This is a genomic window from Pseudomonas sp. GW821-FHT11G12 (assembly GCF_058808055.1).
This window is the reverse complement of record NZ_JBXARH010000001.1, coordinates 476,345-501,282: the sequence shown is the minus strand read 5'-3', so window position 1 is coordinate 501,282 and position 24,938 is coordinate 476,345. Positions and strand designations below refer to the sequence as shown.

The following is a 24,938-nucleotide window of genomic DNA, read 5'->3' as shown; positions in this document are numbered from 1 at the left end:
ATCGCCCTCAAGGACTGGAGATAGTAGCAACACTTTCCCCACCGACAAGGTTGCGAACCATGGACCCGATCATCGCTGCGACTCACGCCGATCCCTACCCTTACTACGCCGAACTGCGCGCGGCGGGCGGTTTGACCTTTCATCACGGACTGAAACTGTGGATCGCCAGCAGCGCCCGAGCGGTGTGCGCGGTGCTGGCGCATGCAGATTGCCGGGTGCGCCCAGTGCAGGAGCCGGTGCCCAAAGCCATCGCCGATGGCATGGCGGGCAAGGTGTTTGGCCAGTTCATGCGCATGAATGACGGCGAAGCTCAGCGCTGCCCGCGTTCGGCCATTGAGCCGACGCTGGGGCTGATCAATGACGAAGATGTCAGGGCGCTGGTCGCCGCACGGTTGGTGACTAACGATGCCGACGGCTTATATAAAGCAATGTTTCGCGGCCCGGTGAGCGTGGTTGCAGCGCTGCTTGGCTTCACCCCGGCGCAGGCGCGGGTCATCAGTGAACTGACGGCGGATTTCGCGGCGTGCCTTTCACCGCTGAGCAATGACCTGCAACTGGCGGCAGCGCATCGAGCGGCTGAGCAATTGTACGGTTACTTCATTGAATTACTGGCGGAGCCAAACCCGTTTCTCGCCGACATCCAACAGCGCTTTTCAGGCGAAGAAGACGTGCTGATCGCCAACCTGATCGGCCTTTGCTCGCAGACCTTTGAAGCCACCGCCGGCCTGATCGGCAACGCGCTGGTCGCGTTGCAGCGTCAGCCCGAATTACGCGATGTGCCAGTGGATTCGCTGTTGGCCGAAGTCCAGCGCCTCGATCCATCAGTGCAGAACACCCGACGTTTTGTCGCGAACACCTGCGAAATCGACGGCGTGCGACTTGAAGCGGGCGACGTGATTCTGGTGTTGCTCGCCTCAGCCAACCGCGACCCGGCACTGAATGAAAACCCGGATCGATTTCTGCCGGATCGCCCGAACCGCCGCAGTTTCACGTTCGGCAGCGGTCGTCATCAATGCCCGGGGCAAAGGTTGGCGATGACCATTGCCAGCGCCACCGTCGGTGAAATCCTCACCCATGACATCGACCTGAAGCGGTTCGCCTGGCATTACCGCCCTTCTCTCAATGGGCGGATTCCATTGTTCTGCGAGGCAACGACTTAAGCGTTGCGCAATTCGATGGTCAGGTGCGACAGCTCATGCACCGGTGCCAGACGCTCGCGAATCGCCTCGGCAGTCACGCCCGCAGCCGCCACCACACTGACAATCGCCGCTCGTGCCTGCGGGCCGACCTGCCAGACGTGCAAATCGCTGATGCGCACATCGTCGGAGGTTTCCAGCAGTTCGCGGATCTCCTCGGCCACCGGTTCATCGGTGGTGTCGAGCAGCACGGCGGCGGTGTCGCGCATCAGGTTCCAGGCCCATTTGGCGATGACGATGGAACCGACGATGCCCATCACCGGATCCATCCACACCCAGCCCAGATAGCGACCGGCAAGCAGCGCGGCAATCGCCAGCACCGACGTCAACGCATCGGCCAGTACGTGCACGTAGGCTGAGCGCAGGTTGTTGTCGTGATGGTGGTGATGGCCATGATCGTGGCTATGGCCGTGGTCATGATGACCGTGATGACCAGCCAGCAAAAAGGCGCTGAGCAGGTTGACGCCCAGGCCGACCACGGCGATCAAGGTTGCTTCGCCGAACGCCACACTGGTGGGCTCGAACAGGCGGAAAATCGACTCCCCGGCAATCCCCAGCGACACCAGCCCCAGCACCATGGCCGAGGCAAAACCCGCCAGATCGCCGACCTTGCCGGTGCCGAAACTGTAGCGACGGTTGTTGGCGTTGCGCCGGGCAAAACCATAGGCCGCCGCCGCGATGCCGAGGGCGCCGGCGTGGGTCGCCATGTGGAAACCATCGGCCAGCAGTGCCATGGAACCGGTGAGGTAACCGGCAGCAATTTCGCCGATCATCATCACGAACGTCAGCGCCACCACCCACAAGGTGCGGCGGGCGTTGTCGTCATGGGACGCGCCAAGAAACTGGTGATCGTGGGAAAAGTCGTCAGACCGAGTCGTCAGATTCATGGGGTCGGTGCTCACTTGGAATAACGGCGGATGGCTTGCAGCAACTCTTCCACGCCTTGGGCGCGAGCTTCATCGCTGAGGTCGGGATGAGCGACATGCTCGCGGGCGTGGGCTTCGATGAACTGTTCCATCAGGCCGTTGACCGCGCCGCGAATCGCCGCCATCAGGTGCAACGTCTTGGCGCAATCGGCCTCGGACTCCAGCGCCTTTTCGACGGCCTGAACCTGCCCGGCAATGCGCCGGACCCGGTTGAGCAACTCGCCTTTGTGTTCGTGCGTGTGCGACATACCTATACCCCCTACCCCTATATGGCGAGCATGGTCGCTGTTCCGATCGATAGGGGCAAGGCCTGTTTTCGACCGTCCGTCGCGGGTTGAGATTTTGATGCGAAAGAATGAGGCGGCGCGTCAGATGGCGCCGCCTCTGGAAGGTTTTTCAGAGGCAGGGCCGTTGGGTACCCTCGTCTGTCAGGCCCATTGCAGTGGCGAGGACGACGAGAAGCAGAGGTCTACGTCCAGTTTTGCGGCAGCCGACAGATTGACCAACGCGTCCAGAGAGAACTTGTCGATTTTGCCGTTGAGTACGTCGTTGAGGCGCGGCTGAGTGATGCCAAGTCGCTTGGCCGCCTCTTTCTGGGGAAGCTCCCAGGCTCGAATGGTTTCGCAAAGCGTGCGCATCAGCTTAGCCCGCAGACGCATGTTGGCCGCTTCCTGCGGCGTGTCTTCCAGTGCATCCCAGACGCTTGAGAAACGCTGGGGTGGGTTTTGATGATCCTTCATGGTTTAGCCTGATTCCTTGTGCTGGATGCGCCATGCACACTATATCGAAACCGATATAAATCAAGTTTGAATTGGCTTATCTGACATTTGGTATCACAAAGCAGAAACTCGCGAGCCGACACACCTGATAAGCCGACACAGAAGCCCTGCGGGAGCGAGCTTACTCGCGATGGCGGACTGAAAAATGACGCATCATTTTGCCCCCATCCGGGAGGCTACATTGCCTTGCGCCTTTGCCTACAACTACGCCAGAATCCGCCGGCTTGTGCGGCTTGGGACCTGCCAGTAACTTGATTCGCATCACTGAATGGTCAGTGAACGGGTTTAGTCGCTCGGTGCTTTTTCTCAAGTTCGCAAGCTGTCATTCAGTCAGGTATCTCTACGCCTGCACTCAATGGTAGCTGTGCGCAGGGCGCCTTCGGGTGCGCCGGTAATGCTTGGGTACTGGTCGACTAACCTGCGTACAGCTGCCACCTATTGTTTAGTCGCAAGAACGTGTCAGCCTCATTTTGAGGTTACCCAGCAAATGTTCAAACACGTACCCGATCCACCCGAAAAAGACGCGCCCAACGAGTCCGACCCAACTTCCCCCTACTCCACAACCGATTCAAAAAAACTCCACGAAGCCGCCGAACGCGCCCTCGACCACTACCTGAAACCTTCCGCCCCGAAACGACACTGCCCCGGCCGCATGTTCCTCGTCGCCCCCGACATGGATCAGCATTCCCTGCTGGCCCACGCCTGCGAATCGATGGCCTCGGCCAGCGTGATGCTCAGCGACTTCGCCGCGCTGCTGGACCCGCCCTACCGCAGTACCGTGCTGGGCATCGCCCAAGTGGTGATGTTTGGCGAACTGGCGGTCAACCGGGCGCTGGACACCATCGACCCCGCGATCTGAGGAAACACCATGGCCAGCAAATCCGATGCACAAGTCGTCGCCGCCCTGATCTCCATCGGCCTCAACGAGAAAGACAGCCAATGGGCCGAGAAGGCTTGCCTGCTCCTGCTCGAAAGCGAAAGAAAATCCATCGTCACCGCCGCTCTCGAAGCCCTCGTCCAGCTCGCCCGCGATCACGGCAAACTGGACCGCAACCGAGTAATGCCGGCACTTCACAGCGTCAAACGCAGATTTCCGAGCCTGACCAGCACGGTTGCCGCAACGCTGGATGAGATGGCGATGGCTGCGTAACGCCTCGGGTAAAGGCAAGAAAAAACCCGCTGGCTCCGTAAAAGGAGGCAGCGGGTTGTATAGGCGGACGCAATCAGCGCCGAAAGTCAGACAGGATAAACGGCGTATGACCTCTCAAGTAACGATCGACCTCTTCCAACGAGTGCAATCCGTCGCTCGAAGAAACGATGGAGCCTTGAACATCCTGGCGAGTCAGGGTCACGGTATAAACCCCCTCTTCCTCCAGCAGAACGCCGGTGAATCTGACCTGTTGCCCGCCTTCTTCTGCAAAGGAAGTCACTGTCAGGCTTCGAGACGCCAGCGTCGTCGTCACACGATCCTTGAGCACTTTGCTCTTTGCTATCTGTTCCCTGGCCACAACCCAAGTGCCAACCGCCACAGCAGCGTTGAGCACAGCCATATACCCGTAAGACCAGCGCCCGTGCGACGAGTGCTTCTCGCCCAACCACTCGGCAAACTGGAAAATCATGTTCCACACGTCCATGCGCCAATTCCTGACTGTGATCATCAAACGCCGGAATCAATCCTCCCGCGTCAAAACCTCGAGCAACTCAATCTCGAACACCAGATTCGAATTCGGCGGAATCTTGCCCATCGTCCGCTCGCCATACCCCAGATGCGCCGGCACCCGCAGCTTACGCTTGCCGCCGACCTGCATGCCCATGATCCCTTGATCCCAGCCCTTGATCACACGGCCCGTACCGATCACGCACTGGAACGGCTTGCCCCGGCTCCAGGACGAATCGAACTCGGTGCCATCCTCCAGCCAACCGGTGTATTGGGTGGTGATCAATGCGCCTTTGACGGCGGCTTTTCCGTCGCCGGGCTGAAGATCGATTATCTGCAGTTCATCATTCATAACATTCACTCTATTGTTCCGCTGGCCGCCGTTTTCCCAGAAATGCCGGCCATTGGCAACCGTTTGACCCAAGGTTGCCGCTGTTTCCGGCGTTGGCCGTGAATTAAGATAGCGACACGCCATCACTCCCGGATCGATACGCCATGACAGCACCGCTTGAATGACTCAACTCTGGATCAGCTTCGCCATTTTCGTTGTGTTGATGGTCGTGATCGCCGTGCTGATTCGTCGCGAGCGTGCCCTGCGTCGGCAGCTTGCCGAGTATCGCGAACTGCTCACCCGCGCCGCCGAAGGCCAGAACATTCACCAGGATGGCGATGCCGAACGCTTCAAGCGCAGTCAGTATTTCGCCCGGATCGGCACCTGGGATTGGGAAGTCGACACTGATCGGCTCTATTGGTCCGACGCAATCTTCGGCATGTTCGGCTTCAAGATCGGCGAAGTGACGCCGTCCTACGCCTTGTTCTGCTCCTGCGTCCACCCGGACGACCGCGCCAAGGTGCGCGCCGGGGAATTGCGTTGCCTGGAAACCGGCGAAAACCACGACGAGGAATACCGCGTGGTCTGGCCCGATGGCACGATTCGCTGGCTAAGGGAAACCGGCAATGTGGTGAAGAACGATCATGACGCGATGATCAAGATGATGGGCGTGGTGCGCGATATCACCGAAGAGAAGGCCTCGGCCAGTTACCTTCAGCACCTGGCACATTTCGACCCGCTGACCGGTTTGCCCAATCGACTGGTGCTGGAAGAACGCCTGTCGGAAGCGCTGGAGCATGCCCGCGCTACCGAGACCCGGGTGGCGCTGGTGTTCATCGATCTCAACGGTTTCAAAAGCATCAACGACCGCTACGGCCATGCCGCCGGCGACCGCGTTTTGATCACCACCGCTACGCGTTTGAAACGCATCCTGCGGGTCAGCGACACCGTCGCCCGCATCGGCGGCGACGAGTTCGTGGTCATTCTCCAGGGCCTCGCCCCCGGCCTGAATCTGCAGGACGAAGCGCGGAGCATCTGCCAGAAAATCTTCATCGAACTGTCCCCACCGATCACCATCGGCAACGACCAGCGCCACATCGGCACCAGCCTCGGCGTCGCCGTGTTCCCCGACCATGCGCCGACGATGGACCGGCTGCTGCACATTGCGGATCTGGCGATGTACGAGGCCAAGCGCAGCGGGAATAATCAGTATCGGTTGGGGGGCGGACAGACGGTGACTCACAGTCGGGTCGATTGAATCTCAGCGCTCAGGGGTACCGAACACGACACCGTTGAAGGTATGCGTGCAGCATTGGCAGTTGGGCGTCATGTCTTCAGCCTTCAGGTCGGGATTGACGATTTGCAGGCGCTTGTTCTCATCGACGTATAACCCACTGTAGATGCTGGACTCACCCATCCCCACGACATCGCTTCGCTCATGTTCATGCAGAGCGACCATCCAGAACACCGGTTCCTGCCGATCCAGCCGCGACACCGCCTCACTGAAAATCTCGTCCCAATCACCACCGACACGCGACAGCAAAAAGCGAAACAACGGCGTGTAATCGTAGCCATGATGCTTGATACCATGCATCGAGCCGCGTGTAGCCTCGCTGTGGATTTCAGCCTTGGTATTTCGCTGATGCCGATAATGCCCGCCCGGGTTGTTGCGCCAGACGTTATGGGCCGTGGTGTTTTCTTTGCGGTAGAGGGGTTTCTTTTCCAACGAATTGCTCCTGACATCTAGTCACTCGAAACGCCCCTCGCGTTTTACCCGAACGGCGCTCGAATGCAATCAACCGTCCATGGCCAATTGTTGCTGGCGGTCTAACGCTCCACCGGCTTGATATCCACAATCGTCCCGTTGGTGATCATCACCATCACGTACTTGTCGTTCATCTGCACCCACTGCGCCTGTGGCTCTGGCTGCTTGAGGCCTTTCTGTTTCCAGTTGTTGATGGCTTTTTCGCTGCGCTGATAGACATCCGGAGCACGGTCGTTGACCTTCAGTTCGCGGCCATCGATGGGCGAACGTTCGACGGTGTCGGTCGAGGTTGGCGCCGCTTGAACGAGCGGGCTGATCCCGGCGATGCCGGCGACGAGGGCCAGGCTGGCGATCAGGGTCTTGTTGTTCATCGGTGAACCTCCTTCAGATGTGTGATACCTGAACTCCGACTGCGGGGTTCTGGAATCATTCCTTGTTTCTTGATGATGACGGATTGGAAAGTGTAGTCGCCCCCAGACGCATTGATCCGGTACACGCATCAATCCATGCCAACTATGCAATTAACAGATCGATCCCCCTGCGCCACTATCCGCCCCAATAAAAACCGTGCGCCGCCTCCCCGTCGCGCACGTCATAAAAGCGGTGGAGTATTTTTCGATGACAGCCTCAATCCCACACGGCGGCTCGCGGGCCGGCGCTATTTTCCGGGTCACCTCGGGCAACTTCCTCGAACAGTTCGACTTCTTTCTGTTCGGCTTCTACGCCACGCAGATCGCGGCGGTGTTCTTTCCGGCGAGCAGCGAGTTCGCTTCCCTGATGATGACGTTCGCGGTGTTCGGCGCAGGCTTTTTGATGCGTCCGTTGGGGGCGATCGTGCTCGGTGCGTACATCGATGACGTCGGGCGTCGCAAAGGTTTGATCGTCACCCTGTCGATCATGGCCAGCGGCACGATATTGATTGTGCTGGTACCCGGATACGAAACCATTGGTCTGTTTGCCCCGGCGCTGGTGCTGGTCGGGCGCTTGCTGCAGGGTTTCTCGGCCGGTGCTGAATTGGGCGGCGTTTCGGTGTATCTCTCGGAGATTGCCACACCGGGCCGCAAAGGTTTTTTCACGGCCTGGCAGTCGGCCAGCCAACAGGTTGCGATCATCGTTGCAGCTGCGCTGGGCTTTGCCTTGAACCAGTGGATGGCGCCGGACGTGATTGCCGATTGGGGCTGGCGGATTCCGTTTTTCGTCGGTTGCATGATCGTGCCGTTCATCTTCCTGCTGCGTCGCAACCTGGCGGAAACCGAAGAGTTCGCCGCCCGCAAACATCGCCCGAGCATGAAAGAAGTTTTCCGCACTCTCGGCCAGAACTGGGTCGTGGTGCTTGGCGGGATGTTGATGGTTGCCCTGACCACCACCGCGTTCTACCTGATCACCGTGTACGCGCCGACCTTCGGTAAAACCGTGCTGCACCTGAGCACGTCGGATGCGTTGCTGGTGACGTTGCTGGTGGGCGTTTCGAACTTCTTCTGGCTGCCGATTGGCGGCGCGCTGTCCGACCGGATTGGCCGTCGTCCGCTGTTGATTGCCATGTCGTTGCTTGCCCTGGCCACCACGTATCCGGCGCTGTCGTATCTGGTGCAGGCGCCGAGCTTCAGCCACATGCTGATGTCGCTGCTGTGGCTGTCGTTCATCTACGGCATGTACAACGGCGCGATGATTCCGGCGCTGACCGAGATCATGCCGGTGGAAGTGCGGGTGGCGGGTTTCTCGCTGGCCTACAGCCTCGCTACTGCCGTGTTCGGTGGGTTCACGCCGGCAATGTCGACCTTCCTGATTCAGTACACCGGCGACAAAGCCGCACCGGGTTACTGGATGAGCGTCGGCGCGCTGTGTGCGTTGTGCGCGACGCTGTATCTGTATCGCCGTGCGGGCGGTCGTCTGCAACCGGCCGTAGCCTGAGGAGCCAGCCAACATGAAAAAGCTCTTCAATCTGACCGCTCTCGCCCTCCTCGCCTTCAGCGCATTCGCCCAAGCCGAGGAGTTGCGGGTGATGACTTCCGGCGGCTTCACCGCGGCTTATAAAGTCCTCGGCCCGAAGTTCGCCGCGAACACCGGCAACACCCTCGACACCATTCTCGGCCCGTCCATGGGCAAGGCCCCGGAAGCGATCCCCAATCGCCTCGCCCGGGGTGAGCAGGCCGACGTGGTGATCATGGTCGGCTACGCCCTCGACGACTTGATCAAACAAGGCAAGGTCGACCCGGCCTCGCGGGTGGAACTGGCGGATTCGCGGATCGGCCTGGTGGTGCGCGAAGGCGCGCCGAAACCGGACATCAGCAACGTCGACGCCCTGAAGAAAACCCTGCTCGATTCGCAATCGGTGGCCTACTCGGACAGCGCCAGCGGCGTGTACATCGAGCAGCAATTGTTCAAGAAGCTTGGCATCGAAGATCAGCTGAAACCGAAGGCGAAGATGATCCCGAAAATTCCGGTAGGCTCGGTGGTCGCCACCGGCGACTATCAATTGGGCTTCCAGCAGGTCAGCGAATTGCTGCCGGTGCCGGGGGTGAGTTTTGTCGGGAAGATTCCGGAGTCGGTGCAGTCGGTAACACGTTTTGCAGCGGGGATTCCGGTCGGTGCGCAGCATCCGCAGGAAGCCAAGGCGTTGCTCGCCTATCTGGCCGCGCCGGCCGCCCAGGCCGACGTGCAGGCCACCGGGCTGGACTCGGTCAAGCGCTGACCTTCGGCGGCTGGACTTTCATTTCCACCACCAGCCGCTCCAGTTCCAGTGCCGCCGGGGTCAGCGTACGGCCCCGGCGCTTGATGATGCCCACGCTGCGCATCACTTGCGGATCGGTCAGCGGCACCCGCGTCAGGATCGGATGATCCGCCGCCGGCATCGCCATCAACGGCACCGCCGCCACACCCAACCCCGCTTCCACCAGACCGATCATCGTCGTCACGTGCAGGGTTTCGCAGATGCTCGACCGCTGCGGCACCACTTTCGCCAGCGCCTGATCGAGCAAAAAGCGATTGCCCGAAGTCTTGTCCAGCGAGATGTAATCCTGCTGGTAAAACTCGTCCCAACTGACGCTGCTACGCCCGGCCAAGGGGTGATCGCGACGACAGGCCACCACGTAACTCTCCTGCACCAGCGGCTCGAAATCCACGCCCGCCTCCTGAGTGCCCATGAAACTCAGGCCGAAATCAGCCTCGCCATTGACCACTGCCGTCAGCACGTCATGGGCGCTGGAGTCGAGGACTTTGACTTTGATTCGCGGGAACTGCTGGTGATAGCGGGCGACCACCCGTGGCATGAAGTAATACGCCGCCGACGGCACGCAGGCGACGGTAACGTGGCCCTGCCGGTTCGAGGCAACTTCACTAATGCCGAGCAACGCCACGTCCAGATCATCCAGCAAACGCTCGACACTCGGCATGAAACCGCGTCCGGCCTGGGTCAGGCTGACTTTGCGTGTGGTGCGCTCGAACAGCTTCACGCCGAGGGCGTCTTCAAGCTTTTCGATGCGTCGGCTCAGGGCCGGTTGCGAGATGCGCACGGTGTCCGCGGCCTTGCGGAAACTGCCCTGCTCGACCACGGCGCGAAAGGCTTGCAGGTCGTTGAGGTCGAAGTTGATGGCCATGGGAGACTCGGGAGGAATTGATTCGCTGAGGCTATAAATGTAACCAATTGATGCAAATTATTACAGAACCTCGATTCGATCCCCCCATAGGGCGGCCAGCCCCGGCCTACTGGATGGGTGCCGGAAATTGCCGCTGGATCGTCGCCAGGGTTCGACGCCGAATCCAGCCGCTGGCCAGGCGGATCGCCAGCCAATACGGTGTGAACAACCATCGGGTTCGAGTGTTGGGGCAAAACACGAACGTTTCGGTGCGTAACGTACGTGCGCCCTCTGCCTGCTCGATGACTTGAAAACGCAACACCAGCCTGGCGACGCGGGAATCGTCCAGCGACATGAACGCCGGAGCATCCGCCACAAGGCAAGCGTCCAGATCCGGGCGCCAGAAACGCCCCGCCAGTCCCAGGGACACTTCGTGGTCAGTGCGCCGCAGCAAGGTGAAAGTGTCAAAACCGAACGGCGCGGGCGCGGGTTGCGGTCGGTTGCCGATGGCTCTGATCAGCTTTGCCGGCAGTTCGCGCAGACGAAGCAAGGCATCGGCCACCCGATCCGCGCGCATGTCCAAGGCACACACGGCGGCGATGATGGCATCGGGCTGAGCATCAATTGCGCCCGATTGGTGAAGTTCGTAAAAGTTGAATCGCGGAAGAAACGGCGAGGGTGAAATCCCGTGGGCATCGGTTCCGTCGCCATAGATCCCGAGCGTTTTCCAGAATGTCCCGAACATGCAGTGGCTTCCCTTTTCATCCGGTGGAGAGATCCGGAGTCCTTTCGGGAGTGCCCGCAGACATCCCCGAAAGTTCCGACAGCATTGGCCCGTCAGGCTTCCAGACGTTCGCCGGTGCCGGCCGCCTGCGTGGCCTTTTCAGGCACGTAGCACGGCGGCACGGCGAGCGTGCGCCGAAGGTCGAGCTTCAATGCGCCCCAGGACAGACCGGCACCGAATCCGCACAGCACGACGTTCTGGGCCTGCGCTGTGCCAACTGCGCTGTGGCGAGACAGGACAATCGGAATCGATGTAGAGCTGGTGTTGCCGACATCGTCGATGTCGATCGGCATCTTCTCCGGCGCGACGCCGATCATCCGCCGCAGGTAGTTGAGCATGAACCCGTTTGCCTGGTGCAGCACCAGCAAGTCGAGCGACGCCGGCGTCAACCCCGTCGCTTCAAGCAGCGACTTGACGGTCTGCGGTACCCGGTTCAGTGCAAAGTTCATCACCGCCGTACCGTCCATTTGCAGACGCTGGATCGAGGCACGAGTCTGGCTGTCACCCTCAGGCGTGTAGGCGATGTCGGATTCCAGGGCCTCACGACCACTACCGTCGGCTCCGCACAGGAACTCGAACGTCCCCTCGCCCGCCTCCAGCAGAGTGGCCGACGCCGCATCGCCAAACAGCATCTTCACATGCCGGTCGCGCCCGTCCAGCAGCTTGGTGGTCACATCCCCGGTGCACAGCAACACCTTTTTGCAGGCGCCGGCGGCGATCAGCGCGCCGGCCTGAACCAGCGCAGTGACGTACCCCGAGCAACCGGCGGACACGTTCAGTACCAGACAGTGCTGGGGCAGTCCGAGCGCCTGCTGAACCAGGAAACCGACGCCCGGCACCCACGAGTCCGGAGTCTGGGTCACGACGATCAGTCCGTCGATCTCCTGCGCTGCGCACACGCCCTGATCCAGCAGGTGACGGCACGCGGCGATCACCAGGTCGGACGTGTCCAGCGATCCGGCTTCCCTGATCGATTCGATGCCGGTGCTTTTGGCGATGCGGGCCACTTCCTTGGCGCCGAACAGTTCGGCGAAGTCGTCCAGCCCCACACGCCGCTCGGGCAACGCGGACGTGACCGCACGTACGGTCACTCCGCAAAGGGTGCGCAGGGTCATGCGGTTTCCTTCATTTTCAGGGTTACCAGATCGAAGATGTCCTGCACCGTCACGATACGGTCCATCTCTTCGCCAGACACCGTCACGCCGGTCGATTCGAACACCAGGGCGACAATGCCGATCCTGGCCATCGAGTCCCAGTTGTCACTGTTCTCCAATCGGACATCGCCCTTCAGTTCATCCAGCGGCAGGGTCAGGATTTCCGCGATGCTTGCGCGCATTGCTTCGAGTACGGCCATGTTGTCATTTCCTTATAACGTGGTAATCAGGTCTTACGACCCGCTGAGGACGCCGGGATGGCGCATTTTCTTGAAGCGGCTGGTGAACAGTGGCGTGTCGCTGACGGAAATCAGCCGGGGCAACTGCTCCGGTGACAGCACGTCGCGAATCGCCGCATACAGCCGTGGCTTGAACGCTTCCAGCGTTTCCGGTTCCAGCAAGGTGAACCGCGCGGCCACGATCTGACCGAGCAACGGGTTGGGCTGACCGTAGACCACGACGTCAGAAACGTTGTCGATGCCCATCAACACGCTCTCCACGTGAGACGGGAACACCTTCTTGCCGCCAACGTTGATCACATCGACCGCCCGCCCGCTGACCCTGAAGTACCCGTCGCGCTCTTCCGCCAGGTCCTGGGTAATCAGATAACCATCATCGGACAGTTCGCCCGGGCCGCTCAGGTAACCGAGCATATTGGTCGCTCCGCGCACCTGCAGAATGCCGTCGACCACCCGCAGGCTGTAGGCCGGATCCTCGACGGTCATCCAGGCGCTGTCGCCGTCCAGACCCCGACAGGGCAACACACCGATTTCCGACATGCCGTACAACTGGTTCAGCCGCACCTGCGGCAATGTGCGGGCGATGCGTTGAATGGCCTCGGGCGAGCTCGGCTCGGAGCCGAAATAGATACGTTGCAGGCTGCCGGTGTCCCAGGTCTGGAACACGCCGGTGATCGTCGCCAGGTTCAAAAGCGTCGGCGACACGTGCAGCGTTTGCACCTTGAACGTTTCGATACAGCGGCCGACTTCCTGAGGCGAACGTTCGTTGGGCAGGACCAGCGTCCCGTGTGTGGCCAGCGCCTGCAGGACGGTGACCAGCCCGCCGATGTGGTCGAACAGCAGGAACGCCAGAATCGCGCCACATTGCTCGGCCTTCAGATAACGCTCGAAGAACGGTGCGATGTCGTGCACGACGCCCTTGGCCGGCCCGGTCGAGCCGGACGAGAACACAATGAAACCGGCCTGCCGGCGCGACAGGAGACCGTCGACAGTCGGCGGCACCGCAGCACCATCGTTCGCCCGCACCGAGTAACCCTGCGGCCCGTTCCCCGTCACGGTAAACCGTGCGCCGGCAGCGTTCGCCAGATTCACCAACTGCTCGCTGTTTTTGGGCACCGACAACGCCACGACATTGTTGCGCCGCCACAGTGCGAACAGCAGGCAGACGCTGTTGAAGCTGTAGTTGTCGACCAGCAGCACACAGCAATCGCTGACCGATTGCGCCGCCAGCGACTCGGCATAGGCGTCGATCTGTCGGCATAGCTCGGCGTAAGTGAAGCGACCTTCGTCGCTGATGATCGCCGGCCTGTCCGCGCCGGCCTTCAGATGTTCCAGAAATGTTTCGACTTGCATGTCCACCTCTCGATAAAGGCGCCGCCCTACGACGGCGACCGTTGAGTCAATTGGCCAGAGCCTCTGCACCGGCCGCCGTCAGGGCTGACTCCAACCGGTTCATGACATACGCGCACAGCGTGCCGAGTGTCGCGAACGGCGTGGCGGTCGCAGGCAGGTGGGAGGTATCGGCCAGGTGCACTTCGGCACCGAATCGATGGCGGATCTTTTCTTCGGTGTCGACGAGGATCGAGACCAGGGTCATGGAGTCGATGGTGCCTTCGACGCCATATAGCGGGCTGTCTTCACCACGGGACAGGTCGATGGGTTCGCTCAGTAACAGATCCTGTTGCCGCACAGCGGTTTCGACCAGGGTTTTGACTTCGTTCAGCATTCCAACATTCCTTTATTGGGGGTGCGTCCACGGGTTCGCTAGGTTTGGGGTAGCGGCTCGTTCGCCTTCGGTTGACGGGTCAGCACGGTCCTCATGTCGACGAACACGCCGCTTTTCAAGCCGTAGTCGGCGGGTGCGCCGATCACATCGCGGATGTCCTCGGCACGCTGGGCGGCGGAGATCATGTAACCAGGGGCAAGGGCCCGCTGTTGAAGGGAACGCAGATCCGGAAAATCGGCGGTCCTCTGGCTGAAGCTCACTTGCCGCGACAGCCCGGTGTCGACATTGCACAGGCCCAACACGGCAAAGAAGATGTCCGGGTTTTCTTCGGCGTAGACACCGCCCAGTGCCGCCAGCGCCGCTTTCGACAGGCTGTAGGTCAGCGTGCCCGCGCGAAAGCGCACGCCGGCCATCGAAGCCGACAGCACGCAGGTGGTCGGTCGATGCGCCGAGGCGAGGATCAGATCGAGAATGGCCTTGTTCGCCAGCACATTGACGTTGAGCACATGCTGTACCTCCGCCACCGAAAACTCCTCGCCCCGGGCCGGCACGTTGCCGCTGATCCCCGCGTTGAGAAAGAGCACATCGACACCCCGGCTCAGGATCTCGGCGAACGGCCCTTTGAACAACTCACCCATGTCGCCGGTTTTCGAAAGATCGAATGACCGGAACCGGAAGTTCGGGTGCGACATGAAGCGGTAGGGTTCCCGCCTGGAAGTGCCGAACACGGTATAGCCGTGTTTCAGATGCAACTCGGTCAGCGCCTCGCCGATGCCGCTGCTCACGCCGGTGATGAACACCCGTTTGCCAGTTGGATGAGGCAGGTCGCGCTCTGTGGTGCTCATCAGAATTTACCGGCCGAAAAGCCGCCGTCCACTGGCATCACGGTGCCGGTGACGAACGATGAAGCATCGCTGAGCAGCCACAGGATCGCCGCAGAAATTTCGCCCGGATCGGCGAAACGTTTCATTACCGTGACCTGAAGTTTGTGTTTCGTGGACTCCGGGTTGGCCTTCAAGCGTTCCTCCGAGTTCATGCCGCCCATCGTCGGGCCGGGACACACCGCGTTGACGCGAACCGGATGGCGCTCCGGCAATGCCGCTTCCGCAGACTCGATGGCGCAGACCTGGGTCAGCATGTTCAGGGCGGCCTTGCTGGTGGAATAGGCACTCTGTCTGGCAACGCCCAGCAGGCCGGCACAGGACGACACGTTGACGATCGAGCCACCCGGATGCTTCGAGATCAGATTCGTCTGGTGTTTGAGCAACAACAGCGGGCCCAGCAGGTTGATCTCCAGCACGCGTTTCCAGTCGGCGAAATCCATGTCACGGATCGGTGCGTGTTTCGAGGTGACGCCGGCGTTGTTCACCGCCAGGTCGAGTCGCCCGTGGCGGTCGTTGATGATCCTGAACAGCTCGGCCACCGATGCCTCGTCCGTAACATCGCTCTTGATGAACATGCAGCGTTCGCCGAGCCGGCTTTGCGCGGTCAGGCCGTCATCCTCGTTGCGACCGGTGATGTAGCAGATGCAACCGGCTTCGACGAGCTTCTGGCTGACGTTGAAACCGATGCCGCGCGTACCCCCGACAACCAGGGCGATTTTTCCGGTGAAATTCATTTCAGACTTTCCTCATAGTGCAATTGCAGTTTTTCCGGCCGGCGGTAGTCAGGATTGACGCAGCAGTACACCCGCTCGGCCATGGGATCCTTCTTGTCACGGAAACAGAACGCATCGCCCCGGCAACGGTTGACCCGTCCGGCCTGACCGGTGAGCTCCTTGGCGATGAAATGGTTGTCGGCCAGCATGGCGCGGCCGAATCCGACGAAATCGGCATCGCCGCTCTCGATGATTTCGTTGGCTTGCGACACATCGCTGACCGAACCGGTGAAACCCACCGGAATCCGCACAAAACCTTTGAGGTAGCGGCATCCCGCACGCGACAGGGCCAGCGCCTGCGCCTTGTTCCTGAAAAAGAACGGAAAGGTTTCGCTGACACCTGTGGAACAGGTGATGGCCGCCACTCCGGCGGCCTCGAGCGCGACCACGACATCGCCCAGCAGACTCGCGCGCTGGCCTTCCTCACCCAGCCCGTCGTCGATGCCCAAACGCACGGTGACCGGCACCTGATCGCCGGTGGCCGCACGGATGCCTTCGACGATGGCTAGCAGCAATCGGGCCCGTTTGAGCGGGCTGCCGCCCCATTCATCCTCGCGGTGGTTAGTCCGCGGCGACAGGAAACTGCTGACCAGATAGCCGTTCGATGCCTGGACCTGGATCAGGGCGGCACCGGCCGCTTGTGCAAGCCGGGCGGCAGACGAGAATTGATCGACGCAGCGCAGGATCTGCGTGTGCGACATCGCCACCGCCCGCGCCTGGGGATAGGCCTTGAGGATCGCAGCGGACGCGATACCGCTCGGGCTGAGGATGATGCCCTGCTCCGACGGCATCGACTGCGGGCCGTAGTGCTGCAGCTGCACGCCCAGCGGAAAGCTTCTCTGCCGGGCGACTTCGAACAGCGGACGCAAGGCGTCGGCGTGAGCCGGCGACGTCAGTTTCAGGCCACGGCTGTTGTAGCGTGCGTCGGCATCCACACTGGCGTTGCCGAGAAAGCCGAAACCGGCCCCGCCGTCCATCAGCGATCGGTAGACCGCAAAGAACGCCGGCAAGGGCAAGCCGTGTTCGTCACACAGATCCATGCCCAGGGACGAAAAGTACATCCGGTTTTTCGCAACCACCTGCGCGCCCAGTTGCAGCACGCCGGTGGCCGGCATCGGCACGTCGATGTCATTGCTCATGCGCGCAACGCCCCGAGGGCCGCCTCGTCCAGATTGACGAATCCACGCTTGATCATGTCGCTCAGAGTCTGCAGGTCTTCGAACCCCAGTGCCGGGAATTCCCACGACGCGTGCCGGCCGTGGCCGACACTGAGGATGGCGGAGGAGAAATCCAGCTTGCCTTCATAACGGATGTGCAGCCTGGCCGAGTCGATGAAGTCGGTCTCCGGCATCGTCGTCACGCAGCCGCTCTTGCCCAGGCCCAGCAACTCCACATCGGCCTTGCGGCCCTGGCCATCGCTGACGCTGCACGCCAGTTTCGAAGGGTCGATGGGCGCGAACCAGTCGCTGGACTGAATGAAGATGTTCCGCGTTTTCTCGAACAGGCGGATGTCGATCACCGTAGCCTTGGTGTCGATGGTGGCGAACAGGGTCTGCCGCTGATAGAACGCCACTCGGAAGAAGATTTTCTTCGGCGATGTGCTGTCGGTCGGGGTCATGTTGTCGACCACCAGTTCGATGGGGTACATCAACTCCGCATAGGCGAAGAAGCTCGCGTTCAGTTCATTGACGCTGACGGTCACGTCACCCCGCGCATAACCGGTGTGGTGATACAGATGGTGATACACCGCCTGGCGCGCCGCTTCGATGAACATGGTGCCGGGCACATGTTCGTGGGACTTGCGGTAGAAAAAGTAGTTGTCGGCGTTGTTGATGAAGCGGAACGAACTGGCACGGCGGATGGCCGGAACCGACTCGCACAAACTCGCCACTGCCTGCTCCGGGCTGACGTTGGCAGCCGCGCCCTCCAGCAGGGCCGGAGTGACGATCTGGTACGGCAGCGCCCTCACCCGGCTCCATTCGTCGTCCGCCGCCGTGCCGCCCATGCGGCTCCTTTTCTGCACGTCGAGTGTCAGCTCAAAGGTTCGTTGCGAGCCGCTGCCGGCCGAAAACCGGCGCGCCAACAGGTCATTGTCGGCAGCCTGCAGAAGCGCTTCGTCGATGTGTAGCGGCAGCGCGACTCTCGGGGCGCAGATCAGTACGTCATCGGTCGAGCCTTTGTGCAAAAGCTCCGGTGAAATGCTCTCGTTGTTCATGTCGGGTCCACTCATTCTGGTTGTTGTTGTCTTGAAGGCAGGTGAAATCCCGCCGGCTACGAGGCCTGCTTGACGTCCCGCGCTTCGCCTTTGGGGGGCTGCGGGGCGAGGGTCGATTGCGGCAGCCAGGTCTCGACGACCGGGGCCACCGACAGGCTGTGGGTGCCCGCCACGATTTGCACGATCAGCTCTTTTTCCCGCTGCCGTGCGGCGGCGATCGACCGCTCCTTGACGTGGCCATAGCCGCGAATCGAGTCCGGCAGATTCGCCCACTCCACAAACAACGGCAGGTTCTCCGCGCTCAGGTTTGGCAGCAGGCGTTGCAGTGTCTGCTCGTAGTCGAGCAACAGGCGCCGCTCCTCACGGCGCTCGGCGGACCAGCCCAGCGGATCGAAGCGGGTGTGGCGCAACACGCGGCCCTTGGCCAACACCTTCAGCAGCGGCAACACCCAACCGGAGACGGCGATCTTCTTCGGCTCGCCGTTGCCGTCCTTGCGGTTGCGCATCAGGGGCAACGCGAAGTGGAACTTGAGCCTGACACCACTCTCGAAGCGGGCTTTGATTGGCGCCATGAAGCGACTGTCTGTGAGCAGCCGCGCGACTTCGTACTCGTCCTTGTAGGCCATCAACTTGAACAGGTTGCGTGCCACGGCCTCGGTGAGCGGGCTGTCATCGCCGATCGCAGGCGTCGAACGAAGCCGTTCGATCACCTGACGGTAGCGTGCTGCATAGGCCGCGTCCTGATAGTGGGTCAGGAACACACTGCGGGTCTCGACCAGCCGTTCGATGCTTTCGCGCCGAGCGGCAAGGTCGATGATCGACACCGGCGACACGTCGTTACTGGCCGGGTCGAGATATGGCATGACGAACGCCGGCTCCTGAGCCCACAGCCGCCCCCAGGCGAACGCCAGGTGGTTGGCGGCGGCGCTGCCGGCCTGATCGATGGCTTCTTTCAGCGCTTGCAGCGACACCGGCACCGTCCCCCGCTGCCAGGCATAACCCAGCAACAGCATGTTGGCCTGCATCGGATCGACAAGGTTGTTGGCCAGTTGTGCCGCATCCAGCGCGTGGTAGTGCTCGGCACCCACCCGTTGCTTGAGGAAGGCTTGAATCGCGGCGGTTTCGATGCGCAATTCGGTATTGCGCAGCATCGCTCCCGTCTGGGTCTGGGCGGTGTTGGCGATGACCACCGTTTTACCTGCCCGCAGTGTCGTCAATGCATCGTCTTCGCTGGCGACCACCAGATCGGCCGCAAGCAACAGGTCGGCACCACCCAGGTCGATGCGGTGCTGGTGCAGCACGTCGGCCGCGTTAGCCAGACGCACATGGCTGAGCACCGACCCGCCCTTCTGGGCGAATCCGGTGAAATCGAGCACGCTGACCGCCCGGCCGTCCAGATGCGCAGCCAGGGCAACCGTGCGTGCCACCGTCACGATTCCGGTGCCGCCGATGCCTGCCAGCAGCATTTCATACGGGGTTTCGAGTGAGCACGAAGACGGCAGTGCCAGTGCCTCGGCGCGGGCCAGAACCTGGCGGCTGTCGGCTTGCCGACGGTATTGCGCGCGCGGTTTGCCGGTCACCGTGACAAAGCTCGGGCAGAAGCCCTTGATGCAGGACAGATCGGTGTTGCATCCGTGGGGATCAATCCGGCGCTTGGTGCCGAACGGAGTCGCGACCGGTGTCACGGACAGGCAATTGGACTTGACCTGACAGTCGCCACAGCCTTCGCACACGGCTTCGTTGATCAATACTTCGGTTTTCATGACAGGCGTCGGCAACTGTTTCTTGCGCCGACGCCCCTCGATGGCGCAGACCTGATCGAACACCAGCACACTGACACCCCGTGTCTCGCGCAACTGTCGCTGAACCTCTTCCAGCCGTTCACGGTGGAACAGCTCGACGCCCTGCGGAAGGCTGCCCGGCGCTTCGAAGCGTTGCGGATCGTCCGCCACCACCACGACCCGGTGGGCGCCTTCGGCTTGCATCAGTTCGACGGCTTTCTTGACCGTCAGTTTGCCGTCGATCGGCTGGCCGCCAGTCATGGCCACCGCATCGTTGTGCAGCAGCTTGTAGGTGATGGTCGCGCCGGCCGCAATGGCCTGACGGATTGCCAGATAGCCAGAATGGAAAAACGTACCGTCACCGATGTTCTGGAAAATGTGAGGGGTTTCGACGAAGGGCGCCTGCCCCAGCCAGTCGACCCCTTCGCCCCCCATCTGCACGCTGCCGCTGGTTGCACGTTCCGGCATGCGCGCCGCCATCGCGTGGCAGCCGATACCGAGCCGCGCCTCGCTGCCTTCCGGCACTCGGGTGGAGGTGTTGTGCGGGCAACCCGAACACAGGTACGGCGTACGGCGGATCCAGTCATGAGTCCGGCTAACCGCAGGCAGATACCAGTACTCGGGCACGCTCAGTGTGATGCCCAGACCTTGCAGTCGTTGTTGAAGCATCGTCGCGAGGCGCGACGGCCTCAGTTCTTCGTGATCCGAAATCAACGGAGCGCCGCTTTCGTCACGCTTGCCCAGGATGACGGCACGCTGCCCGGACTCCGCGTTGTAGAGCGCTTGCTTGAGTTGCTCTTCGACGATGGCTTGCTTCTCTTCGACGATCAGCACCTGATCGGCCCGCTTCGCCCAGGCCTCCAGCACCGGTGACAGCGGGTAGACCAGATTGATCTTCAGCAGTGCCACACCGGCACTTTCCAGCTGTTCAAGCGAAACCCCGCCCTGCTGCAAGGCCTGGCGTACATCGCCATAGGCCTTGCCGATTGCGCCGATCACCAGCCTCGGCTGCTCCGGTGCCGTCACGGCGATATCGATCGGGTTGGCCAGCGCAAATGCACGGGCAGCGTCGAATTTGTAGGGAAGCCGCCGCTCGATCTGCATGCCCGGCAGGTCGGGCCAGCGCCAGTGCAGGCCGTCCGGCCCCGGATCGATATCGGGCGTGATGAATCCTGGCAACGGGGACGACTCGACGGAGGTGGTGGCCTCAACAGTCTCGGTGATGGCCTTGAAGCCGACCCATAGCCCGGACACCCGCGACAACGCCCAGCCCCACAGGCCGCAGCGTTCGTAATCGGCCAGTCCCGCCGGGTGAATCACCGGCAGCCCCCAGGCCATCAGGGTGCGGTCGGACTGATGGGACATCGACGACGAAACGCAGCCATGGTCGTCGCCGGTGACCACCAGGACGCCCCCGTTGGGCGATGATCCGTAGAAGTTGCCGTGCTTGATCGCGTCCCCGGAGCGGTCGACGCCAGGGCCCTTGCCGTACCAAAGGCCATAGACACCGTCAAAGCGCTTTTTCGGATCGGTCTCGACGCGTTGAGTGCCGATCAGTGCCGTGGCCGCCAGATCTTCGTTGATGGCAGGCAGGAAGCGGATATCTGCGCTTTCCAGCACGTCTTTGCTTTTCATCAACTCCCGATCCACGCCACCCAGAGGCGAACCGCGATAGCCGCTGACGAACCCGGCGGTGCGCAAGCCGTTGGCCCGGTCCAGCGCCGACTGGGACAGAAGCAACCTCACGAGCGCCTGCTGACCACTCAGGAAAATACGCCCGTTCGGCGTCGCGGATTCACGCGAATAGATGGAGTGAGCCTCAGGCTGGCGGCCAGACTGCGACGCTGCATCTGCCCCTTTCCCGGCCGCTGCCGTGGGCGTCCCCTGTGAGTGTTTGTCGGACTGAAGCCGCAGGTGTTCCGGATCAATGGCGTCTGAGTACACAGTTTCAAATCCTTATGAAAACTTCACGTTAAATGTGCTTGTTTATCCACTACAGCGAATGCGAATTCAGTACTTACAGTGATCTTCCATCAGATCCCGAGAGTTACACCTTCGCCATCAGGCCCCTCTTGCAAGACCTGAAACAAGCGGTTCGCAACCGCTCGAATACTCATTCATCGCAAAATCATTGACGCCACTATTCCGTCAAGCCAACAACCCCGGGGCACAACTTTCCCTGGTGCGCTCGCGCAAACCGTCGGTAAATTTTAAAACAAACAATTCCCGACCACTGCCGTAGGTTTAAATAACTAAAAAAGCCCGGACATAAATCTAAAGTTCGCGAGTGCGCTTCAAATCAAGTACAGCATCCGGCCGCCACGAAGAGCGTGGCTTAAAGACGTTTGACTGAAATTCTGGAAATTAGAATCGCCCGGCCCGCCGCCTGAAACGCGAGCTGAAAACGAACGAATGCTCGGTAGCCCGCCGGGCAAAGGGCAAAATGCGCACGTTCGACGTCGAGAAATGCCGAGTGCACATTACGTTGTTGGATGTTTTGAAGATGGGCGCCGCGTCAACGGGCAAACGCTTGGCAGCCGCCACGCGGGGCGTGTCGCAAGCGAGCCGGACAGGCACAGATAACGGGCGTGCCGCCCCCTTGGAGTTCGAGTACAAGGTTTCAAATCCTTATGAAAACTTAACTTCAAGCGGGCTTTCCTGCCCACCCTGTCGAATGAGACCTGATACTTGCAGCGGCGCCTTGCCAGGCGGCCAGCACAATACAGGTGTGTGGTCGCAACCGCCTCGCCGCAGACTTCTTGTTTGCGGTGAAACGGGATAAACAATCGTTATTTGCAAATTCCCTGCAACGATCATTTAACGACCTGCTTTTGCGGGGAAAATAGTAAGTTCGGAGGAATTGCATTGTCAATCACTGTTACGAAAGTTTCACAAACAAAATAATTTAATGAACTACCTAGTCCACACAACCACCCTGCTCTGCTTTTAAAAACCAAAAAAAAGACTTCGCTTTATCGAATAAGCTGCTGCTTTTATTGAGCAATACCGGCGAATCAAGCAACCCTCTTCGCAACATTACACCCGTCATACAAGTTGCATGACCGGATAAAACTCTCCCCCACAAACCCGAACTTTTTAGTCGCTGTTCCAGAGAAACACTCTCCAACTCTCTAAGACCAAAGTAGAACTTTACATGACCAGATATCGCCTGACGGTTCAAAGATGAACAGCATCATCAGAAACCGCCACCCACCACATCAGTTTCCCCCGCAGGTGGTGTGCCATGGGGCGAGCCTTTATCCTTGCCCTCCCGTCGTACCGTGTTATGGAGTTGTGCCATGCCCCATGAAGGCAACCTGTTGCAAGCCGCTGTCGTATTTCTGTTCGCGGCAGTGCTTACCGTTCCCCTGGCCAAGCGCCTGCAACTGGGCGCGGTGCTCGGTTATCTGTTTGCCGGAGTGATCATCGGCCCGTCGGTGCTGGGCCTGATCGGCAATCCGCAGAGCGTCAGCCATATCTCCGAGCTGGGCGTGGTGTTGCTGCTGTTCATCATTGGTCTGGAGCTTTCGCCGCGACGCTTGTGGGTGATGCGCAAATCGGTGTTCGGCGTCGGTCTGGCGCAGGTGCTTTTGACCGGTTCGGTGATTGGCGTACTGGCGTTGTCGGTGTTCGGCCAGCCGTTGAACAGCGCGATTGTTCTGGGCCTGGGTCTGGCCCTGTCGTCCACCGCGTTCGGTCTGCAAAGCCTCGCCGAGCGCAAGGAACTGACCAGCCCCCACGGTCGTCTGGCGTTTGCAATTTTGCTGTTCCAAGACATCGCCGCGATCCCGCTGATCGCCCTGGTGCCGATGCTCGCGGGCGTCGATCACCACACCAGCACTGCCGACGATGTGCGCCACAGTTTGCAGGTCTTGGGCAGCATCGCCGTGGTGGTGATTGGCGGGCGATATCTGTTGCGTCCGGTGTTCCGCGTGGTGGCGAAAACCGGTCTGCCGGAGGTGTCTACCGCCACCGCGTTGCTGGTGGTCATCGGCACCGCGTGGCTGATGGACATGGTCGGCGTGTCGATGGCGCTGGGCGCGTTTCTCGCCGGATTGCTGCTGGCGGACTCGGAATATCGTCATGAGCTGGAAGCGCAGATCGAGCCGTTCAAAGGCCTGCTGCTGGGGCTGTTCTTCATCAGCGTCGGCATGGGCGCCAACCTCAGTCTGCTGCTGAGCGCACCGATCACGGTGCTGGGGCTGACGCTGTTGCTGATTGCGCTGAAGTTGCCACTGTTGTTTGTGGTCGGGCGTCTGGCCGGTGGGTTGAACAAGGTCAGTGCGATTCGCCTGGGCATCGTGCTGGCGGCGGGTGGTGAATTTGCATTCGTGGTGTTCAAGATCGGTCGCGATCAAGGTCTGTTCGAGCCGCGTCTGTACGACCTGCTGGTGCTGACCATCACCCTGTCGATGGCCGTCACGCCGTTGCTGCTATTGATCTGCGCACGGCTGGTCAGCCCGAAAGTGCAGCCAGTTGAAGTGCCGGAGAAATTCCGCCAGATCGACACCGAAACTCCACGGGTGGTCATCGCCGGCATGGGCCGGATGGGTCAGATCGTGGCGCGGATCCTGCGGGCGCAGAACATCAAGTTCGTGGCGCTGGACACCTCGGTGGAAACCATCGAACTGTCGCGTAGTTTCGGCGGTGTGCCGGTGTTCTACGGCGACCCGATGCGTCCGGAAATCCTCAGCGCGGCCAAGGTCGGTGAAGCGGAATATTTCGTGATTGCCACGGACGATCCGGAGACCAACATCAAGACCGCCGAGATCGTGCGCAAGCTCTACCCGCACATGAAGATCATCGCCCGGGCGCGTAACCGGCAGCACGTTCACAGGTTGGTGGATGTCGGCGCCGATCCAATCCGGGAGACCTATTACTCCAGTCTGGAAATGAGCCGTCGCACGTTAGTGGGCCTCGGTTTGACCCAGGCCCAGGCCGATGCGCGAATCAAGCGCTTCAAGCACCATGACGAACAGGTACTGGAGGCCCAGCACGCGGTGTACGACGACGCGGCCAAGGTCCTGCAGACCGCACAGGAAGCGCGGGCGGAACTGGCCCGATTGTTCGAGTCGGATCAACTGGAAGAACAGTCCGGCAAGCCCTGACCTGACCCTGATCGTTCCCACGCTCTGCGTGGGAACGATCTCGTG

25 protein-coding genes are annotated in these 24,938 nt (G+C 60.9%); 7 read left to right on the top strand and 18 right to left on the bottom strand.

Translation table 11 applies throughout. The features are described 5' to 3' along the window. Nucleotides 1-59 precede the first annotated feature (59 nt). Complete coding sequence (locus AC1RR7_RS02280) at nt 60-1,160, top strand: cytochrome P450 (protein ID WP_493155938.1); 1,101 nt, start codon at nt 60-62, stop codon at nt 1,158-1,160. On the opposite strand, the gene dmeF is transcribed toward AC1RR7_RS02280, so the two are convergent. From dmeF to AC1RR7_RS02265, 3 genes are all read right to left on the bottom strand, one after another. After that, nucleotides 1,157-2,083 carry a CDF family Co(II)/Ni(II) efflux transporter DmeF gene (gene dmeF / locus AC1RR7_RS02275; protein WP_493155936.1) on the bottom strand — a complete coding sequence of 309 codons (927 nt, stop codon included), beginning with the start codon at nt 2,081-2,083 and terminating at the stop codon, nt 1,157-1,159. The two genes, AC1RR7_RS02280 and dmeF, sit on opposite strands and share 4 nt — an antisense overlap. An 11-nt stretch (nt 2,084-2,094) precedes the next feature. After that, nucleotides 2,095-2,370, bottom strand: a complete 276-nt coding sequence (locus tag AC1RR7_RS02270) for a metal/formaldehyde-sensitive transcriptional repressor (RefSeq protein ID WP_102621998.1) — start codon at nt 2,368-2,370, stop codon at nt 2,095-2,097. Between the two features lie 180 nt (nt 2,371-2,550). Beyond that, nucleotides 2,551-2,862: a helix-turn-helix domain-containing protein gene (locus AC1RR7_RS02265; RefSeq protein ID WP_493155934.1), complete on the bottom strand. Its 312-nt coding sequence runs from the start codon at nt 2,860-2,862 to the stop codon at nt 2,551-2,553. A 526-nt stretch (nt 2,863-3,388) separates the two neighbouring features. On the opposite strand from AC1RR7_RS02265, the gene AC1RR7_RS02260 reads away from it, so the two are divergent. Then, the gene (locus tag AC1RR7_RS02260) at nt 3,389-3,760 is read left to right on the top strand and encodes a DUF6124 family protein (protein WP_493155932.1); all 372 of its coding nucleotides are present in this window, start codon (nt 3,389-3,391) and stop codon (nt 3,758-3,760) included. Between the two features lie 9 nt (nt 3,761-3,769). Beyond that, nucleotides 3,770-4,051: a hypothetical protein gene (locus tag AC1RR7_RS02255; RefSeq protein WP_102622000.1), complete on the top strand. Its 282-nt coding sequence runs from the start codon at nt 3,770-3,772 to the stop codon at nt 4,049-4,051. Between the two features lie 73 nt (nt 4,052-4,124). On the opposite strand, the gene AC1RR7_RS02250 is transcribed toward AC1RR7_RS02255, so the two are convergent. Both AC1RR7_RS02250 and AC1RR7_RS02245 read right to left on the bottom strand, forming a co-directional pair. Next, nucleotides 4,125-4,535 (bottom strand): hypothetical protein, encoded by a 411-nt coding sequence (locus AC1RR7_RS02250; protein ID WP_493155930.1) that lies wholly within the window; start codon nt 4,533-4,535, stop codon nt 4,125-4,127. A gap of 36 nt (nt 4,536-4,571) precedes the next feature. Continuing rightward, nucleotides 4,572-4,910, bottom strand: coding sequence for an FKBP-type peptidyl-prolyl cis-trans isomerase (locus AC1RR7_RS02245; protein ID WP_192558344.1), 339 nt, complete (start codon nt 4,908-4,910; stop codon nt 4,572-4,574). Between the two features lie 160 nt (nt 4,911-5,070). Between AC1RR7_RS02245 and AC1RR7_RS02240 the strand changes: the two genes are divergently transcribed. After that, a complete protein-coding gene (locus tag AC1RR7_RS02240) occupies nt 5,071-6,147 on the top strand; it encodes a sensor domain-containing diguanylate cyclase (protein WP_273537331.1) in 1,077 nt (358 codons plus the stop codon). 3 nt (nt 6,148-6,150) lie between these two features. On the opposite strand, the gene AC1RR7_RS02235 is transcribed toward AC1RR7_RS02240, so the two are convergent. Further along, complete coding sequence (locus AC1RR7_RS02235; RefSeq protein ID WP_493155927.1) at nt 6,151-6,615, bottom strand: hypothetical protein; 465 nt, start codon at nt 6,613-6,615, stop codon at nt 6,151-6,153. Nucleotides 6,616-6,716: 101 nt separating this feature from the next. Beyond that, nucleotides 6,717-7,025 (bottom strand): RcnB family protein, encoded by a 309-nt coding sequence (locus AC1RR7_RS02230; RefSeq protein WP_273537328.1) that lies wholly within the window; start codon nt 7,023-7,025, stop codon nt 6,717-6,719. A gap of 247 nt (nt 7,026-7,272) precedes the next feature. Here AC1RR7_RS02230 and AC1RR7_RS02225 point away from each other — a divergent pair, with 247 nt between their 5' ends. Both AC1RR7_RS02225 and AC1RR7_RS02220 read left to right on the top strand, forming a co-directional pair. Further along, nucleotides 7,273-8,565 (top strand): MFS transporter, encoded by a 1,293-nt coding sequence (locus AC1RR7_RS02225; protein WP_096822573.1) that lies wholly within the window; start codon nt 7,273-7,275, stop codon nt 8,563-8,565. A 13-nt stretch (nt 8,566-8,578) separates the two neighbouring features. Then, entirely contained in the window at nt 8,579-9,346 is a 768-nt protein-coding gene (locus AC1RR7_RS02220; RefSeq protein WP_493072194.1) for a substrate-binding domain-containing protein, read from the top strand. Here the strand turns inward: AC1RR7_RS02220 and AC1RR7_RS02215 are convergent. From AC1RR7_RS02215 to AC1RR7_RS02165, 11 genes are all read right to left on the bottom strand, one after another. Next, the gene (locus AC1RR7_RS02215) at nt 9,336-10,250 is read right to left on the bottom strand and encodes a LysR family transcriptional regulator (RefSeq protein WP_493155925.1); all 915 of its coding nucleotides are present in this window, start codon (nt 10,248-10,250) and stop codon (nt 9,336-9,338) included. The two genes, AC1RR7_RS02220 and AC1RR7_RS02215, sit on opposite strands and share 11 nt — an antisense overlap. Before the next feature lie 106 nt (nt 10,251-10,356). Further along, complete coding sequence (locus tag AC1RR7_RS02210; protein ID WP_493155923.1) at nt 10,357-10,974, bottom strand: hypothetical protein; 618 nt, start codon at nt 10,972-10,974, stop codon at nt 10,357-10,359. 92 nt (nt 10,975-11,066) lie between these two features. Beyond that, nucleotides 11,067-12,128: a 3-oxoacyl-ACP synthase III family protein gene (locus AC1RR7_RS02205; protein WP_096822576.1), complete on the bottom strand. Its 1,062-nt coding sequence runs from the start codon at nt 12,126-12,128 to the stop codon at nt 11,067-11,069. Beyond that, nucleotides 12,125-12,367 carry an acyl carrier protein gene (locus AC1RR7_RS02200; protein WP_096822577.1) on the bottom strand — a complete coding sequence of 81 codons (243 nt, stop codon included), beginning with the start codon at nt 12,365-12,367 and terminating at the stop codon, nt 12,125-12,127. Before AC1RR7_RS02200 ends, AC1RR7_RS02205 begins: the two co-directional genes overlap by 4 nt. A gap of 33 nt (nt 12,368-12,400) precedes the next feature. Continuing rightward, nucleotides 12,401-13,759, bottom strand: a complete 1,359-nt coding sequence (locus AC1RR7_RS02195; RefSeq protein ID WP_493155921.1) for a class I adenylate-forming enzyme family protein — start codon at nt 13,757-13,759, stop codon at nt 12,401-12,403. Between the two features lie 46 nt (nt 13,760-13,805). Next, complete coding sequence (locus AC1RR7_RS02190) at nt 13,806-14,132, bottom strand: hypothetical protein (protein WP_102622007.1); 327 nt, start codon at nt 14,130-14,132, stop codon at nt 13,806-13,808. Between the two features lie 38 nt (nt 14,133-14,170). Beyond that, nucleotides 14,171-14,977 carry an SDR family oxidoreductase gene (locus AC1RR7_RS02185; RefSeq protein WP_096822580.1) on the bottom strand — a complete coding sequence of 269 codons (807 nt, stop codon included), beginning with the start codon at nt 14,975-14,977 and terminating at the stop codon, nt 14,171-14,173. Beyond that, the gene (locus AC1RR7_RS02180) at nt 14,977-15,750 is read right to left on the bottom strand and encodes an SDR family NAD(P)-dependent oxidoreductase (protein ID WP_096822581.1); all 774 of its coding nucleotides are present in this window, start codon (nt 15,748-15,750) and stop codon (nt 14,977-14,979) included. Before AC1RR7_RS02180 ends, AC1RR7_RS02185 begins: the two co-directional genes overlap by 1 nt. Continuing rightward, on the bottom strand, nt 15,747-16,928 hold the full coding sequence (locus AC1RR7_RS02175) for an oxidoreductase (RefSeq protein ID WP_493155918.1): 1,182 nt from the start codon (nt 16,926-16,928) through the stop codon (nt 15,747-15,749). Before AC1RR7_RS02175 ends, AC1RR7_RS02180 begins: the two co-directional genes overlap by 4 nt. Continuing rightward, nucleotides 16,925-18,004: an AfsA-related hotdog domain-containing protein gene (locus AC1RR7_RS02170; protein WP_102622009.1), complete on the bottom strand. Its 1,080-nt coding sequence runs from the start codon at nt 18,002-18,004 to the stop codon at nt 16,925-16,927. Before AC1RR7_RS02170 ends, AC1RR7_RS02175 begins: the two co-directional genes overlap by 4 nt. Before the next feature lie 56 nt (nt 18,005-18,060). Then, nucleotides 18,061-21,729 carry an indolepyruvate ferredoxin oxidoreductase family protein gene (locus AC1RR7_RS02165; RefSeq protein ID WP_493155916.1) on the bottom strand — a complete coding sequence of 1,223 codons (3,669 nt, stop codon included), beginning with the start codon at nt 21,727-21,729 and terminating at the stop codon, nt 18,061-18,063. 1,355 nt (nt 21,730-23,084) lie between these two features. Between AC1RR7_RS02165 and AC1RR7_RS02160 the strand changes: the two genes are divergently transcribed. Further along, a complete protein-coding gene (locus AC1RR7_RS02160; protein ID WP_493155914.1) occupies nt 23,085-24,893 on the top strand; it encodes a monovalent cation:proton antiporter-2 (CPA2) family protein in 1,809 nt (602 codons plus the stop codon). Nucleotides 24,894-24,938: the final 45 nt, after the last annotated feature.

Excerpts from the sequence above, each read along its gene's own strand:
- AC1RR7_RS02280 (WP_493155938.1), top strand. The coding sequence starts at position 60 with ATGGACCCGATCATCGCTGCGACTCACGCCGATCCCTACCCTTACTAC.
- dmeF (WP_493155936.1), bottom strand. The coding sequence starts at position 2,083 with ATGAATCTGACGACTCGGTCTGACGACTTTTCCCACGATCACCAGTTT.
- AC1RR7_RS02270 (WP_102621998.1), bottom strand. The coding sequence starts at position 2,370 with ATGTCGCACACGCACGAACACAAAGGCGAGTTGCTCAACCGGGTCCGG.
- AC1RR7_RS02265 (WP_493155934.1), bottom strand. The coding sequence starts at position 2,862 with ATGAAGGATCATCAAAACCCACCCCAGCGTTTCTCAAGCGTCTGGGAT.
- AC1RR7_RS02260 (WP_493155932.1), top strand. The coding sequence starts at position 3,389 with ATGTTCAAACACGTACCCGATCCACCCGAAAAAGACGCGCCCAACGAG.
- AC1RR7_RS02255 (WP_102622000.1), top strand. The coding sequence starts at position 3,770 with ATGGCCAGCAAATCCGATGCACAAGTCGTCGCCGCCCTGATCTCCATC.
- AC1RR7_RS02250 (WP_493155930.1), bottom strand. The coding sequence starts at position 4,535 with ATGGACGTGTGGAACATGATTTTCCAGTTTGCCGAGTGGTTGGGCGAG.
- AC1RR7_RS02245 (WP_192558344.1), bottom strand. The coding sequence starts at position 4,910 with ATGAATGATGAACTGCAGATAATCGATCTTCAGCCCGGCGACGGAAAA.
- AC1RR7_RS02240 (WP_273537331.1), top strand. The coding sequence starts at position 5,071 with ATGACTCAACTCTGGATCAGCTTCGCCATTTTCGTTGTGTTGATGGTC.
- AC1RR7_RS02230 (WP_273537328.1), bottom strand. The coding sequence starts at position 7,025 with ATGAACAACAAGACCCTGATCGCCAGCCTGGCCCTCGTCGCCGGCATC.
- AC1RR7_RS02225 (WP_096822573.1), top strand. The coding sequence starts at position 7,273 with ATGACAGCCTCAATCCCACACGGCGGCTCGCGGGCCGGCGCTATTTTC.
- AC1RR7_RS02220 (WP_493072194.1), top strand. The coding sequence starts at position 8,579 with ATGAAAAAGCTCTTCAATCTGACCGCTCTCGCCCTCCTCGCCTTCAGC.
- AC1RR7_RS02215 (WP_493155925.1), bottom strand. The coding sequence starts at position 10,250 with ATGGCCATCAACTTCGACCTCAACGACCTGCAAGCCTTTCGCGCCGTG.
- AC1RR7_RS02210 (WP_493155923.1), bottom strand. The coding sequence starts at position 10,974 with ATGTTCGGGACATTCTGGAAAACGCTCGGGATCTATGGCGACGGAACC.
- AC1RR7_RS02205 (WP_096822576.1), bottom strand. The coding sequence starts at position 12,128 with ATGACCCTGCGCACCCTTTGCGGAGTGACCGTACGTGCGGTCACGTCC.
- AC1RR7_RS02200 (WP_096822577.1), bottom strand. The coding sequence starts at position 12,367 with ATGGCCGTACTCGAAGCAATGCGCGCAAGCATCGCGGAAATCCTGACC.
- AC1RR7_RS02195 (WP_493155921.1), bottom strand. The coding sequence starts at position 13,759 with ATGCAAGTCGAAACATTTCTGGAACATCTGAAGGCCGGCGCGGACAGG.
- AC1RR7_RS02190 (WP_102622007.1), bottom strand. The coding sequence starts at position 14,132 with ATGCTGAACGAAGTCAAAACCCTGGTCGAAACCGCTGTGCGGCAACAG.
- AC1RR7_RS02185 (WP_096822580.1), bottom strand. The coding sequence starts at position 14,977 with ATGAGCACCACAGAGCGCGACCTGCCTCATCCAACTGGCAAACGGGTG.
- AC1RR7_RS02180 (WP_096822581.1), bottom strand. The coding sequence starts at position 15,750 with ATGAATTTCACCGGAAAAATCGCCCTGGTTGTCGGGGGTACGCGCGGC.
- AC1RR7_RS02175 (WP_493155918.1), bottom strand. The coding sequence starts at position 16,928 with ATGAGCAATGACATCGACGTGCCGATGCCGGCCACCGGCGTGCTGCAA.
- AC1RR7_RS02170 (WP_102622009.1), bottom strand. The coding sequence starts at position 18,004 with ATGAACAACGAGAGCATTTCACCGGAGCTTTTGCACAAAGGCTCGACC.
- AC1RR7_RS02160 (WP_493155914.1), top strand. The coding sequence starts at position 23,085 with ATGCCCCATGAAGGCAACCTGTTGCAAGCCGCTGTCGTATTTCTGTTC.